We start from the raw sequence: 13735 nt of genomic DNA on the forward strand, positions 1-13735 counted from the left end.
TATGCCTCGGAAAACTTTTGCAGGGCTTTCTTTTTTTGTTGGAGGAAAAGAAATATCATATTTTTACATCATGATTTCTAAGCAGACGATAGATAAAATATTCTCCACAATCAGGGTAGAAGAGATTGTGGGTGAATATGTGCAGTTGAAAAGAGCGGGGTCTAACTTTAAAGGGCTCAGCCCATTCCATGAGGAAAAATCTCCAAGTTTTGTAGTTTCACCAAGTAAACAGATCTGGAAGGACTTCTCAACAGGTAAAGGAGGAACAGCTATCTCTTTCCTGATGGAAATTGAAAATTTTACCTATCCTGAAGCACTTCGCCATGCAGCCAAGAAGTACGGAATTGAAATTGAAGAAGATCTCCGTGAAATTTCCGAAGAAGCCAAGAATGCCCAGACAGAGAAAGATCTTCTGTATAAAATCCACGAAGTTGCCAATAATTATTTTCAGGAAATTCTTTGGGATGCTGAAGATGGAAGAAGTATCGGACTGGCTTATTTTAAAGAGCGTGAGCTTAAAGATGATATCATCAAGAAATTCCAGCTGGGATATTCTCCTGAAAAGAAAAATGCTTTTACAGCGTATGCAGAGGAGAAAGGGTATTCTAAAGAAATTCTGGAGAAATCGGGGCTTTCCATTTTCCCTGAAAATGCTCCCGCAGGAATAGACCGATTTCGGGAAAGGGTTATTTTTCCGATTCACAGTTTTTCAGGAAGGGTTTTAGGTTTTGGAGCCAGAATCCTTAAAAATAATGTCAAAACAGCCAAATATCTCAATTCCCCGGAAACAGAGATCTACCATAAATCTAATGTCCTTTATGGATTAAACCAGAGCAAACAGGCCATTTCGAGAAAGAATACCTGTCTTTTGGTGGAAGGGTATATGGATGTGATTTCACTTCATATGTCCGGGATTGAAAACGTAGTGGCAAGTTCCGGAACTTCCCTAACTACAGAACAGATCAAACTGATCAAAAGACTTACGGAAAATGTAACCATTCTTTTTGATGGTGATAACGCAGGAATTAAAGCCAGTTTCCGAAGTATTGATATGCTTTTGACCGAAGGAATGAATATCCGTGTGTTGCTTTTCCCGGATGGAGATGATCCCGATTCTTTTGCCCGAAAACATCCACAGGACTACGTTGAAAAATACATCGAAAATGAAGCGATGGATTTTATCGATTTTAAGGCTGAGATCCTGTTAAAAGATGCCGGTACCGATCCTATCAAAAAAGCGGAGGCTATACGGAATATTGTAAAGTCGGTTTCCTTCGTTCAGAATGCACTGAAAAGGGAAGTATACCTTAAAGAAGTATCCAATAAATTTGGTCTTTCGGAGCAGAGTCTTTTCAATGAGCTTGATGTTCAGAAACAGATTACACAGAATCAGACCCACCATGTTCAGCAACAGCAGAAAGAAACGGCTGTTCCAAAGATGGAGATCGTCCCTTTGGATAAGGAGAAAGAAGATCCCTTTCTGTATGATGTTCTGTTTATGGAGAACAAACTGGTGGACCATATGCTGATGTTTGGAGATATTGTTCTGAAAAGAACTACTGATAATAATGAAGAATATCAGATCACTGTCATTGAAGAAATCCTTCATCATTTTGAAGAAGAACAATATACATTTTTAGTAAAAGAAAACGAAATTATCATTAATCAGGTAAAAGAAGGAATTCAAAAGGAAGAGCTCAGAAGTGGAAACTTTTTTGTATCTTTTATGGACGAAGACATTACCACAAAGGTTGTTGACGCGTTGATTCCTCTCGATGATCTGGAAAACTGGGCATCAAGGAATATTTATCCTCCCAATTATGGTGATAAAGTGGCAGATCAGGTAAGAGGTGATGTATTGTTGCATAAATACAGATATATTGATTATCTGATAAAAGAAACGGCAAAAGAATTAGACCGCTACAGTAATAATGATGAGACCAAATACTATGATCTGATCAAAAAAATTACCCTGTTGAAACAGGCTTCCATACGGTTGAGCGCTATTATTGAGTATTCACCGATTAAAGGGATCTATGGCGGCAGAAACAGATAGTTTATGGACAGATATATTCCTGTTCTGTGACAAAAAGTCTCATAAAATTTTAGGAATAAATATTGTAATTTAAACTTCGAGAATATTTGTTAAAATAATACATAATATAAATATGGACATTAAAAAGGACTTCAGAGATTTCTCTGTAAAACATTTAGGAAACAACGGTTTGGTTACCGATCAGTATATGGGAATGTATGGCCCAACGAATCTTACACCGTACATCATGGAAGAAAGAAGATTAAACGTTGCTCAGATGGACGTTTTCTCCCGTTTGATGATGGACAGGATTATTTTCCTGGGAACAGGAATTGACGATCAGGTAGCTAATATTGTTACGGCTCAGCTTTTATTCTTAGAAAGTGCTGATCCGTCAAAAGATATTCAGATCTACATCAACTCTCCGGGAGGTAGTGTTTATGCCGGATTAGGAATTTATGACACTATGCAGATCATTAAACCGGATGTAGCAACAATCTGTACAGGTATGGCTGCTTCAATGGGAGCTGTATTATTAGTGGCAGGAGAAAAAGGAAAACGTTCTGCTCTTAAACATTCAAGAGTAATGATTCACCAGCCTTCAGGAGGTGCACAAGGGGTTGCTTCTGATATGGAAATCAACTTAAGAGAGATGTTGAAATTAAAGCAGGAGCTTTATGAGATCATCGGACATCACTCAGGACAAACTTATGAGTGGGTTGAAAAATCTTCTGACAGAGACTACTGGATGACTTCTGAAGAAGCTAAAGGCTACGGAATGGTAGATGAGGTTTTACAGAGATCAACAGAGAAAAAATAATCGATGCTGGAAATCGGAAAAAACGCACCAATACGGTGCGTTTTTTTGTTTTATCATTGTATGAAAAAAGCATTTCACATAGGATGTTCTACTTCTTGATGATCTTATGGATGGTTGAAGTATCTGCTGTCTTTATCTCAACAAAATAAACACCTGAATTCAAAGAATGAATATCAATTTTTGTGGCTTGGGAAGTGATTACTTTTTGGCCTAAAGAAGAGTAGATATTTATTTCTTTATATTTTTCAATGGATTCGATCTGGATAAAATCATTTGCAGGATTAGGATGAATACTGAATTTTTTCTTTGTGACAGAAGAAACTCCCAGCATAGAATCGGCTGCTTCCGTAGGGGTAAATGGTCTTCTCTGTCCGAAACTTATACCCATCCAGTCATTGTTGGCTAACTGAATCTGGGAAAGGTCAGACTTCTTTTGCCAGCTTGAGAGGTCTTTTCCTTTATATAATTTCCAGCTGTCTGCCACTGTGGCGTTTCCTGTAAAATTATTCAATGAAAGAGCAGAAATCTGGCTGTTTGATGAGGTGAAATTAAAATAAGAGGCTTGAGACCGGATCAGCTGTAAGGCCTGCTCGGCTGTGATGCTTCCGTTATATTTAATTCCAAACACAAAAGAATCTGCATTTCCGTTTGACTGATTGGTTCCAAAATCAACCACTACCAGGCTTTTATTACTTCCTGTTCCTATCCAGTTGGTAATCTGAGAGGGAACATACCATTGTGAGCTGTATGCCGCAACAGGTGTAGAAGGCGGAGTGTCAGCATCATCAATTCCATAAGTAATTCCGTACCATTTTCCATCAGTCAGAGGTGTATAACCCGGGCCGTTGTTCCATGTCATATTTCCTGCGCTGGCTCCGGACCATGGGATCCAGCTGTCATCAATATCCGGCGTATGATGATTATAATGAAAGCTTTGAAGAAAACCTGAAGGAATATCAATCTCCATTTGAGGTTCTGCAGCTACAATAGCGTTGATCATGTCTTCCATCAGTAAACCATCCGCATCAAAACGGTACCCCCATGCATAAGAAGCAAGAGAATTATTATCGTTAAAATCTGCAATGAAATAGGCTTTCTTTGAACCTGTTCCTACCCAAAACTTAATGTCGTTCTCTGTAAATTGGGCAGACAAAAACTGCATAAAAAGCAGTAAGAAAAAAAAATAGATTTTTCTCATGATATAATTAAATTAAAGTTTTATTCCCGAAACTTACTTAAGAAAAGTGACAATAATCACGATCCTGAAGTGACAATGGATAAGGCAGGTCTCCTGGCTTGCATCCTATAGCACACCTTCCCGGATCAGTATCCAGTGGTTGTATTTTGCTATAAGTAAAACAGCTTACAGTTGCGGGTACAGCTCAAGAATTAAATTTTATTCTCACTTGATTCCCTATTAATGAACAGTGTTCAACCTTAAAACGCCGCAAATATATCATATAAATTTTTGAGTCCTGTTTTGTGAATTATCTTTTAGTTTTTATATTTTCCCTGAAGCTGAATGGTTTTTAATGCTATGTTTTTTTGAATTGATAATCAAATTGAAGATGTTGTTAGGTTTTCGGATTTAAACCAAAAGTTTTACTGTTTATATTAAATTCATTTTCATGGCTCCATTGTTAAAATACAATTATCATTATATTCAAGATCAGTTTACAATCAATTTATATTTTCGCAGCCATAAAAGAGAATATGAAAAGACTGCTACTATCCGCATTTGTGTTAATGGCGCTGGCATCCTGTAAAGATGATGACATCACCAGTAACCAGGAGATTAATTATTCTAAGCTTCCGCAGGAATTTGCTTTTTCAAAATTGGCTACTATCAATGGAGTAGATGTGATCAACGGAGGATTTGGATCCGGAGCAGCGGCACATCCTACAAGAAAAGGAGAATTTTATGTCATTACAGACCGTGGTCCGAATACAGATTACTTAAGCGGTAAAAAATTTCTTGTCCCTAATTTTACCCCAACGATTATGCATTTTAAAATCAATGCAGAAGGTAATATCGAGGTCATTCAATATATTAAACTTAAAAACCCTTCAGGCCAGCCTATCACAGGACTTCCAAATCCTATAGGAATGGGAAGTACCGGTGAAGTAGCCTATGATGCTTCAGGAAATATGTTAGGAACAGATACATATGGTCTGGACAGTGAAAGTATTGTGGCAGCTCCGGATGGAACATTCTGGGTTTCTGATGAATATGGTCCGCATATCGTTCATTATAGTGCAGAAGGGGTAGAAATGGAAAGGATAAGCCCAATTGGAGTGAATACAGGAACAAGAAAACTTCCTGCAGTTTTAGCCAAAAGAAGGGCCAACAGAGGTATGGAAGGACTTTGTATCACTCCGGATGGAAGAACACTGGTAGGAACAATACAGTCGATGATGCTGGTTCCCACTAAAGCATTGGCAACCAATACTACATTAACAAGGATTGTAACATTCGATATTATTACAGGACAGACGAAACAGTATGTATACAAACAGGATGGCGGAGCTTCTGATTCGGTTTGTGATATTACAGCATTAAGTAATAATGAATTCCTGGTGATTGAAAGAGACGGAAATTTCGGAACACAGGGAGGAATAAAAAAAGTATACAGAATCAATATATCCGGAGCTACAGACGTTAATGGAACGGATCTGGCGGCTGTAGACGGAATGAAAATTAATAATAAAGCATTGGAACAGAGTACCTGGGATGAGATTGCAAATGCCGGAATAAAACCTGTTTCTAAAAAACTGGCGGTGGATCTCGTAGCAAAACTGGGCTATGAGCATGATAAGTTTGAAGGAATTGTTTATTTGGGAAATAATAAACTGGCCGTTTTTAATGATGATGATTTTGGAGTGGTAGATGATGGAAACGGAAATCCTAAAGCCAAAATTCTTCCTAAAACAGGAAAAGTAGACAAAGGAACGATGTATGTAGTCGATATTCAATAATTAGATTTTTTTAAAGAAAACGGCGGAATCGAAGATTCCGCCGTTTTCATGATCTCTGTATGAAGAATTCATCAATATGAAAATTACTGGCTTTTTAAGTGAAAAAGATATTATCTTTCTGTTTACTTTACCCAAACTTTACTGTTTTTAAAGTCAATTGTGAAAATATATTTACAAAGGGTTTCAAAATTGAGTACACCATCATAAATAATATCTCTTGTAAATGATCTTGAACTGAATGTTTTTTTGCCAATAATAAACTGATTTTCAACATTCATATCATCTTTATCCTTCGGCAGCTTCCAGCTTTTGGCTGTTTCTGTAGATAAAAGCAAGGGACCACTGTTTCCGGAATCAAAAAGAAACCAGTATGATTGATTGTCCCTTGGAATATTCAAAAAAATATTGAGTTCAGTAGCTTCCAGCCCATTGGCAAATCTGCTGGGAATAATACTTTTTCCTTGTATTGCTTTTTGTGATGAAGAATGATTCTCTATAATAATAGCATTGTTGGCAAGGTTGAGAGTCAGGATGTGGGCAGCAAATGATTTTAATGAGATAACACCGTCTATTTTAGGGAATTCTTTTGGTAAAATGGCCATGATATCAAAAACACCGACTGTTGGATGGTCTATTTTTGTAGAACCTATAGTAATGGAAATACCATCTGATTTTTGAGATTTAATAATTTCTCCACTCATTCTAAATCCTGTTGAACTTCCATATATTTTCTTATTAAGATGCCTTGCGATTTCTGGCGAAATAATAGTTTCTGCTCCACCGGTATCAAACAGGAAATTATATTTTTTTCCTTCAATAGACACCTCTACAGTTTTCATGTTTTCAATATAGGGTTTTAGCCTTATGGTGTCCTGTCCGAATCCCCAGATATTTGCTCCTAAAAATAGTATGCTGAAAAATATTTTCTTTGTTTTCATAATCTTTTTTGTTTAGTCTGTGAGACAAAAATAGTCTCTGTTTTATAGCAGACAAATTTGAATTATTATGTTATGAAAAGCGACCGATTTTAAAAAGTCGAACCAAATAAAAAAGAAATAAAGTGTTTGACTAATTCTTCTTATAATACGTATTTCTATATTCTGTGGGCGTTAAAGTAGTGTGCTTTTTAAAAGCAGTATTAAATGATGATTTTGAATTAAAGCCAACCTGATATAAAATTTCTAAGACCGTAGAATCTTTTTTAGAATGTTTTTTTAATAATTCCATTGCATTTTCGATACGATAGGTATTTACAAAATCAAAAAAATGCTGTTTCATATTTGAATTAATTAAAATTGATAATTCCCGGGTGGGCATATTCATTTGTGCTGCGAGGCTTTGCACAGTAAGAGCAGGATCTAAGTATGGCTTTTTTTCAGCCATGTATATATTCAGTAATTCGATTTGCAAATTAATGTTGCTGTTATCTATATTTTGTTTGGCCTCTGATCTGGTTTTGGGCTCAGTTTCATTTTTAAAATCATTTATTAATTGTAACTGAGGATCAACTCCCCTGAAAAATTCAGGATATTTTAATGCTTTTAAGACAAACCAGCTGGTGACAAGTAATGCCATGATTTCCAGAAATCCGTTAATGACAGTCAGTAGCTGATGCTCATCAGTATATCTCAGCATATTTTTAAGGGTTGCAAAATAATGAACAACCATAAAAAGTACAGTTAGTTGGAACAGCCATTTAAAGACTAAATTGGAAGAATAAGACTGGTTTTCAAAATAGATACTTTGGGTTCTTTTCAACACCATAAAAATAGCAATGGTATATATTAAATACTGGATTTCTATCAAATATTGAAAAGTAATCATTTCAAAGGTCTTATGATGATGTTTGAAAAAATATTTTTTTTCAATACCATCTGCCCAATAGATTCCTGAAGCCAATATGAGATTGATAATGACAAAAGGTATAAGATGAAAAAGATGTTTTCTTTTTAATTGAAAATCTTCATAGCAAAGTGATAAGACATATAAATAGAATAGCGGTATATTCAATAAAATGAGAGTCCATCTAAAGATCTCCAGGTTGGGAAGAAGGCTAATGACAGGCTCAGCAATGAAGACTCCGCTTACGTCAAGAGCAGTTAGAAAAAGATATCCTGCAAAAAGTTGATTCGGAAACTTTTTATTGGACTTTAAAGTCAATAAAAACAAAATAAGAAGGAACAATATAAAAACAGATATGATGGCGATCGTTTTTAAAAAATCCATTTATTTAATTTTAAGTGACCTATTTGAAAAAATAAAAATCCTGGGATTTGTTTATTTTCTATTTTTTGAACGGATCCGCTTTTCTGAAAAATCAAAACGAATGAGATGCTGTAAAAAAGGACATCTTCGACATCCCTTTTTACAGCATAAATATTTTAATTAAAAGCTTCAATAATTTTAGAGAAATCCTCCAGTTTTAAAGCGGCACCACCAATCAGACCACCGTCGATATCAGGTTGAGAGAAAATCTCTTTAGCATTGTCAGGCTTTACAGAACCTCCATAAAGGATAGAAATCTCATCTGCAACTTCCTGTCCGTATTTTGCGGCAATAATACTTCTGATGTGTGCATGGATTTCCTGAGCCTGTTCCGGACTTGCCGTTTCTCCTGTTCCAATAGCCCAAACCGGTTCATAAGCAATCACCACTTTCTTGATTTCTTCAGCTGAAAGAGTGAAAAGAGCTACTTCAGTCTGATTTTTTACGACCTCAAAATGTTGCCCTGCTTTTCTTTGCTCAAGAGTTTCTCCGTTGCAGTATACAGGAATAAGACCTTTGTCAAGCGCTAATTTGATCTTTCTGTTACAGTGAGAATCTGTTTCTCCGTGATACTGTCTTCTTTCAGAGTGGCCGATCAGTGATCCCGTTGCATCAATGGATTCCAGCATATCTACAGAAATCTCACCCGTATAGGCACCACTTTCATGCTCGCTCACATCCTGAGAGAATACCCCGATCTCATCTTTCTCAAAGACGTCTTTTGCCATCATCAAGTATAAAGCCGGTGGAGCAATCCAAACCTCACAGTTTGTTGTATTGTTGTTTTTATAGCTTAGTAACTGAATCATTAATTGTTGTGCATCAATTACATTTTTGTTCATTTTCCAGTTTCCTGCAACTATTTTTCTTCTCATAAGATTTATTTATTTTACTTTTTAGATTATTTATTTACTTTCTGAAGATATTTTAAGACAATCCCCATAAATTTTTCAGAAGGACATAGAAGGTATGCTCTTCTTCTGTTACCTTATTGTCTGCTTTGATCAATGATTTTGCAAACTGAACAAACTTTAGTCGCTCCTCTTCGGTAGAATCATCAAGGAAGCATCTTCCATGGAATTCAAAGTGATCTTTCCATTCCTCAGGCTGCAAAAGAGCAAGAGTATCAAGCTCATTGTCCAGGTTCATTCTGAATGGAAATTCATCGGCCAGATATTGCTGTACAAGCATTCCTTCCTCAGGAGCAAACTCTCCGTCTACAGAAGAAAGGATCATTAATAAGTGATATCCGGCGATAGATTTATTTGATTTTTGCATGTGTTGTTGAATATTTTAGTGTTTAAAGGTGATCGTTGATAATGATCAGTTGTCATGTATCGCTTATCATTTATATTTTATTGTATATAATCTTTTGCTGGGATTTTGTTTACTATTTTTCCGTTTTTCAGGATCAGTACAAACGGGTTGCTTCTTGCAATTGTTTTGATAGCCGTTCCATCCATCATTGCATTTTTAATAGTTTTAAAGGCATTCTGATCCGTTGAAACGCCATAGATAAGAACTCCTTTTTCAGCATTTACTTTAGCTTCCACTTTCTGAAGAAGACCTGCAGAAACCTCTTTTGGATGGTAAGAAAATACTAAAATAGCCTTTGGTGCTTTAATGATCTCCTCAGTAAGCTCCATGCCAGTAGGATCTTCAATTTTAAATTTAACGATTTCAGATTTATAGCCTTCTTTTACCAGAACAGATTCATTTTTTCCTTCCTCTATTTTCCATGGAGAACCTTCTGCCCAGTATTTAGTTTCTTTAATATAATCATCCTGATTTACCTTTAAGACCTCACCGGTTTTCTGGTTTTTCAGAGAATAAAAAGTCTTATATTCAGATGGGTTTTTGTTGATTTTTTCTTTTTCGGCTTTCAGATCGGTTCCCACCTTATAATCACGGAAATCAATGATCGGCTCATGCATAATCCCCTGTGCCATAATGTAAATCATAACCAAAGAAAAAACGCCCAGAATAATGTATCTGAATTTTCCCGAATTCTTCTGTGGAGTACTGCTATACTCATCTTTTTTACGGAATTCTTTTCTGTACAGGACAAATAAGATAATCAGTCCTACCAAAAGGGTAACATCCTTAAAGAAGCTCTGCCATGGTGTAAACTTAATGGCATCTCCAAAGCATCCACAATCCGTTACTACATTGAAATAGGCGGAATAAAAGGTGAGGAATCCAAAGAATACACAAAGTGCTATCAGTAAAGATAAGGTTAATTTAAGCTTTAATTTAAGCAGAAGCATAAACCCAAGGAAAAGCTCCAGTACAACAACGATGATTGAAAACAGCAGTGCAAATTTTTCAAAAAATGGCATATTGAAAACAACAGGTGAGAAATATTCTTCCATTTTGAAAGAAAAACCTACCAGATCCACAGCTTTTACAAAGCCGGAAAGGATAAAAATGACTGCAATAATAAAACGTAATAAACCTTTGATCATATTAAATAGTTTTGGGTTCGAATTGTTTTTCTTGTTCAGAGAACTTGATCAGACAGAAGACGGCATAGTTCAGCATATCAAAATAATTGGCATCCAACCCTTCAGAAACGATGGTTTTTCCCTGATTATCCTCAATCTGCTTAGTTCTCAGTACTTTTTGATAAATTAAATCTGTAATCGAAGAGATCCTCATATCTCTCCATGCCTCACCATAATCATGATTCTTTCTTTCCATTAATGCCTTGGCTTCATTGGCATATTTGTCGTACAGACCAAGAATTTCTTCTTTATTTTCGTTAAAATCATTGGAAAGACCCTTCTCAAGCTGAATAAGGCCTATAATAGAATAATTTACAATAGCAATAAATTCATCTTCCTCACTCTCATCCACCATTTTTTTATCGGTCATCTGAAGCGTACGGATTCTGTTGACTTTGATATAAATCTGATCCGTAATGGAACTCGGTCTCAAAACCCTCCATGCGGCACCATAATCCTGTAATTTTTTACCGAAAAGATCACGACACTGACTGATAACTTTCTCGAATTGTACTGACGTTTTTAGCATAAATTTTCTTAATCTTCCAAATATACGAATTCGCTTTTAGGTAGCAGAATTTTTGATAAGAGAGTTTGTTGGGTACGGTACGAGATTCGGGGTCCGGGATGCGGGTGATAAGGTTTAACAGTAAATATTCTGCCTCTTACATCTGAAATCTTATATCTGATGTCTTGCTTCTTGTCTCTTGGTTCTTGAATCTTACCCCTCCTACATCAATACAAAATCTACAGTTAATACGTTGACTGTCTCATATCTCAAATCTCTACATCTCCATATCTCTTATTTTCATAAAACACAATTTTAATACGTCGAGATTTGTCGCTATGCCCGCCTACTTTTGCTTACAATCTCTTACAAGAATTGATAACAGTAACAACCAAAAAAACAAAATTATGATTTACACAGAAGATTTTTTCTCTCCTGGAAGCAGTTATCCAACAGATGATGTAGTAATCCTTGTAGACAGCTTCTCAAATGAAAATGTCAATTTTAAAAAGACATTAGTTTGGGAAGATGGATCACCAATGACTGATGCTAAAGTAGACCAGATTATTTATAGAAAAAAAGGGACTTTTTTCTATAAAAGAGTAATGGTAAACACTAAAGTATTACATGCAAAGATTTTCAATCCTTTCTGCGATGGTATTAATGATGATAGTCCTGCTATCTCTAACATGATGAAAATATCATCTATGGGGTATACCATTGATGGTAATGGGCTAACCTATCATTTACTCAACAAAATTACTCAAGAAGTTGACAATTTTAGTTTTATCAACTTTAATTTTCGGCTAAATGATAATTATGACTCAGATTGTGGCTGGGAAATTACAGTCAATAAAAATATGGTATTTGAAAACATTTTTATTGATGGAGGAAGAGGTACTTACAAAAATGAAAATGGAAATATTGAAAAATGGATTCAAGGGCCAGGAGATGCTTCTGTACCATCCATCATACCAAGCTTAGTTGATGTTTTTTTATTCATACAGGGCGATGGGAAATCAAAAGCCAGTATAAAAAAATTAAGAGCTGTAAATATTCATGCGATGTCGGCTATTACTTTTTATTCTTATGGAAATGTTGATATTGAGGACAGTCATTTTGAAAATATTTCAATGAAGCCTTTTCATGTCTATCACTCGTTTGATGATGGTAAAACTCAGTCTGGAAAAACGTTTATTAAGAATATAACAACGAAAGACTGTGGTTATTTAGCAGATGAAATTTTGGAAAAATTAAACTCAGATGTAAGCTTCGTTCTAAGAAACAGGGCAGATTCTATGGGAATGATACAATGGGGGTATGGGGCTATCGTGTCTTTTGGTGAATACTATATTGATAATATAAAAGTTGAAAACTATGGCGCTTCTGCAGTTTGTTCTGACAGAAATACTAAATTCTTTGGAAATGGCATTTATATATCCAATGATTCTGATAAATTTGAAGCAAATAATCCCAGTGGAGCCATGTGGTTTGAAGCTACCGGTGATGCCTACATCAGCAACTTGGATATTGATATCAGCGATAGAGGAACGAGAGATCTAACTTTTGACAGTTCTGCTCTTCAAACTTTTAATACGGAATTATATATTGATAATCTGAAGATTAAAACAGCTGCAAGTAAAGTATTGTTGAAAAAAGGGATAAGGGCAAGTTACAATAACAATAATACGGTTACTGTAAATAATCTTCATATTGGAGGTGCTTTTCAGGATCAGCCTGTATTTCATGGTATTATGGAATTTGCTAAAGATCAGTATCCTTTAAAAAGTAAATTTGTACTTAATGGAGGAATAATTGAAGGGGGGAATCTGTTATTTTGGGGGACAGGTGAGGTTAATCTGTCAAAAATTAATGCGCCAGCTTCTAAAATTGAATTTCAATCACCGGTTTCAACTCAATTTAATAAGATTTCAATTAAAGAATCTTCTTTTTATTATTTTAATACCATCACCCATTACAAACAAATGATTGTAGAAAACTCTACAATTATTTCTGATTTTTCCTATAACAGTAATTCCTCAGATGTTGTTATCAAAAATTCAAATATTAATGGACTACTAAGCCTGCCCTATACAGTAGTAGGATCTAACATTCATATTTCAGGAGGGGAGATCGGAAGAACACGTGTCAACGGATATCATATTTTTATAGACAATGTAAAATCCCGCCAGGGTCTTTATATCGACAATGCCCAGTTTTTTACAATCAATAACTGCATTTTAAAAACCTCTGAATCGGAACCTGTTATTATGGTTTCAAACAATAGTGACAGACTGATTTCAGGGATGATCAGCCACAATATATTGTCTATAAAAACCAATACTCCGGCTGCGGGCTACATTCTTCTAACCCCTGAAGCAACAGCAAAAGTAAGTACATATAACAATGCTGAAACTAATTTTGATTAGACTTTGATAAAGAGATAATTGATATGTAATATAAGTTTCTTATAACCGGTACCTTTTCAGCATTTTTATGATGTTGATGGGTATCGGCTATCTATATGCCAATTAAAATATATTTCTATTCTACTATTTTTTGTAAATATTCAGCGAAAATACCTATTAACTCCCTAATTTTGCAGCATACAAAACCATTTATCATCC

11 protein-coding genes and 1 riboswitch are annotated in these 13735 nt (G+C 35.4%); of the genes, 4 read left to right on the top strand and 7 right to left on the bottom strand.

All coding sequences use genetic code 11. The features are described from left to right. Positions 1 to 70 precede the first annotated feature (70 nt). Both dnaG and clpP read left to right on the top strand, forming a co-directional pair. Positions 71 to 2056, top strand: a complete 1986-nt coding sequence (gene dnaG, locus MP477_RS11050; RefSeq protein ID WP_257190583.1) for a DNA primase — start codon at positions 71 to 73, stop codon at positions 2054 to 2056. Between the two features lie 112 nt (positions 2057 to 2168). After that, positions 2169 to 2855 carry an ATP-dependent Clp endopeptidase proteolytic subunit ClpP gene (gene clpP, locus MP477_RS11055; protein ID WP_034726592.1) on the top strand — a complete coding sequence of 229 codons (687 nt, stop codon included), beginning with the start codon at positions 2169 to 2171 and terminating at the stop codon, positions 2853 to 2855. Positions 2856 to 2943: 88 nt separating this feature from the next. Here clpP and MP477_RS11060 read toward each other — a convergent pair whose 3' ends face one another. Further along, positions 2944 to 4017: a T9SS type A sorting domain-containing protein gene (locus MP477_RS11060; RefSeq protein WP_257190462.1), complete on the bottom strand. Its 1074-nt coding sequence runs from the start codon at positions 4015 to 4017 to the stop codon at positions 2944 to 2946. A 101-nt stretch (positions 4018 to 4118) separates the two neighbouring features. Further along, positions 4119 to 4310: riboswitch (cobalamin riboswitch) on the bottom strand. Between the two features lie 258 nt (positions 4311 to 4568). Here MP477_RS11060 and MP477_RS11065 point away from each other — a divergent pair. After that, positions 4569 to 5831 carry an esterase-like activity of phytase family protein gene (locus MP477_RS11065; RefSeq protein WP_257190463.1) on the top strand — a complete coding sequence of 421 codons (1263 nt, stop codon included), beginning with the start codon at positions 4569 to 4571 and terminating at the stop codon, positions 5829 to 5831. A gap of 122 nt (positions 5832 to 5953) precedes the next feature. On the opposite strand, the gene MP477_RS11070 is transcribed toward MP477_RS11065, so the two are convergent. The 6 genes from MP477_RS11070 to MP477_RS11095 form a co-directional block, all read right to left on the bottom strand. Next, entirely contained in the window at positions 5954 to 6769 is an 816-nt protein-coding gene (locus MP477_RS11070; RefSeq protein WP_257190464.1) for an aspartyl protease family protein, read from the bottom strand. Positions 6770 to 6899: 130 nt separating this feature from the next. After that, on the bottom strand, positions 6900 to 8057 hold the full coding sequence (locus MP477_RS11075; protein ID WP_257190465.1) for an AraC family transcriptional regulator: 1158 nt from the start codon (positions 8055 to 8057) through the stop codon (positions 6900 to 6902). Positions 8058 to 8212: 155 nt separating this feature from the next. Further along, a complete protein-coding gene (tpiA, locus tag MP477_RS11080) occupies positions 8213 to 8971 on the bottom strand; it encodes a triose-phosphate isomerase (RefSeq protein WP_257190466.1) in 759 nt (252 codons plus the stop codon). Between the two features lie 52 nt (positions 8972 to 9023). Beyond that, positions 9024 to 9374 carry a TerB family tellurite resistance protein gene (locus tag MP477_RS11085; RefSeq protein ID WP_230037662.1) on the bottom strand — a complete coding sequence of 117 codons (351 nt, stop codon included), beginning with the start codon at positions 9372 to 9374 and terminating at the stop codon, positions 9024 to 9026. A 77-nt stretch (positions 9375 to 9451) separates the two neighbouring features. Next, positions 9452 to 10561, bottom strand: coding sequence for a BT_3928 family protein (locus tag MP477_RS11090; RefSeq protein ID WP_257190467.1), 1110 nt, complete (start codon positions 10559 to 10561; stop codon positions 9452 to 9454). Between the two features lies 1 nt (position 10562). Next, the gene (locus tag MP477_RS11095; RefSeq protein WP_230037658.1) at positions 10563 to 11129 is read right to left on the bottom strand and encodes a DUF1599 domain-containing protein; all 567 of its coding nucleotides are present in this window, start codon (positions 11127 to 11129) and stop codon (positions 10563 to 10565) included. A gap of 386 nt (positions 11130 to 11515) precedes the next feature. Here MP477_RS11095 and MP477_RS11100 point away from each other — a divergent pair, with 386 nt between their 5' ends. Continuing rightward, the gene (locus MP477_RS11100; protein WP_257190468.1) at positions 11516 to 13537 is read left to right on the top strand and encodes a hypothetical protein; all 2022 of its coding nucleotides are present in this window, start codon (positions 11516 to 11518) and stop codon (positions 13535 to 13537) included. The last annotated feature ends 198 nt before the right edge of the window (positions 13538 to 13735 follow it).

This window comes from Chryseobacterium sp. WG23 (genome assembly GCF_024586575.1).
Classification (GTDB): domain Bacteria; phylum Bacteroidota; class Bacteroidia; order Flavobacteriales; family Weeksellaceae; genus Chryseobacterium.

What these genes read in the sequence shown, in the direction of transcription:
- dnaG (WP_257190583.1), top strand. Translation starts at nt 71, where the DNA reads ATGATTTCTAAGCAGACGATAGATAAAATATTCTCCACAATCAGGGTA.
- clpP (WP_034726592.1), top strand. Translation starts at nt 2,169, where the DNA reads ATGGACATTAAAAAGGACTTCAGAGATTTCTCTGTAAAACATTTAGGA.
- MP477_RS11060 (WP_257190462.1), bottom strand. Translation starts at nt 4,017, where the DNA reads ATGCAGTTTTTGTCTGCCCAATTTACAGAGAACGACATTAAGTTTTGG.
- MP477_RS11065 (WP_257190463.1), top strand. Translation starts at nt 4,569, where the DNA reads ATGAAAAGACTGCTACTATCCGCATTTGTGTTAATGGCGCTGGCATCC.
- MP477_RS11070 (WP_257190464.1), bottom strand. Translation starts at nt 6,769, where the DNA reads ATGAAAACAAAGAAAATATTTTTCAGCATACTATTTTTAGGAGCAAAT.
- MP477_RS11075 (WP_257190465.1), bottom strand. Translation starts at nt 8,057, where the DNA reads ATGGATTTTTTAAAAACGATCGCCATCATATCTGTTTTTATATTGTTC.
- tpiA (WP_257190466.1), bottom strand. Translation starts at nt 8,971, where the DNA reads ATGAGAAGAAAAATAGTTGCAGGAAACTGGAAAATGAACAAAAATGTA.
- MP477_RS11085 (WP_230037662.1), bottom strand. Translation starts at nt 9,374, where the DNA reads ATGCAAAAATCAAATAAATCTATCGCCGGATATCACTTATTAATGATC.
- MP477_RS11090 (WP_257190467.1), bottom strand. Translation starts at nt 10,561, where the DNA reads ATGATCAAAGGTTTATTACGTTTTATTATTGCAGTCATTTTTATCCTT.
- MP477_RS11095 (WP_230037658.1), bottom strand. Translation starts at nt 11,129, where the DNA reads ATGCTAAAAACGTCAGTACAATTCGAGAAAGTTATCAGTCAGTGTCGT.
- MP477_RS11100 (WP_257190468.1), top strand. Translation starts at nt 11,516, where the DNA reads ATGATTTACACAGAAGATTTTTTCTCTCCTGGAAGCAGTTATCCAACA.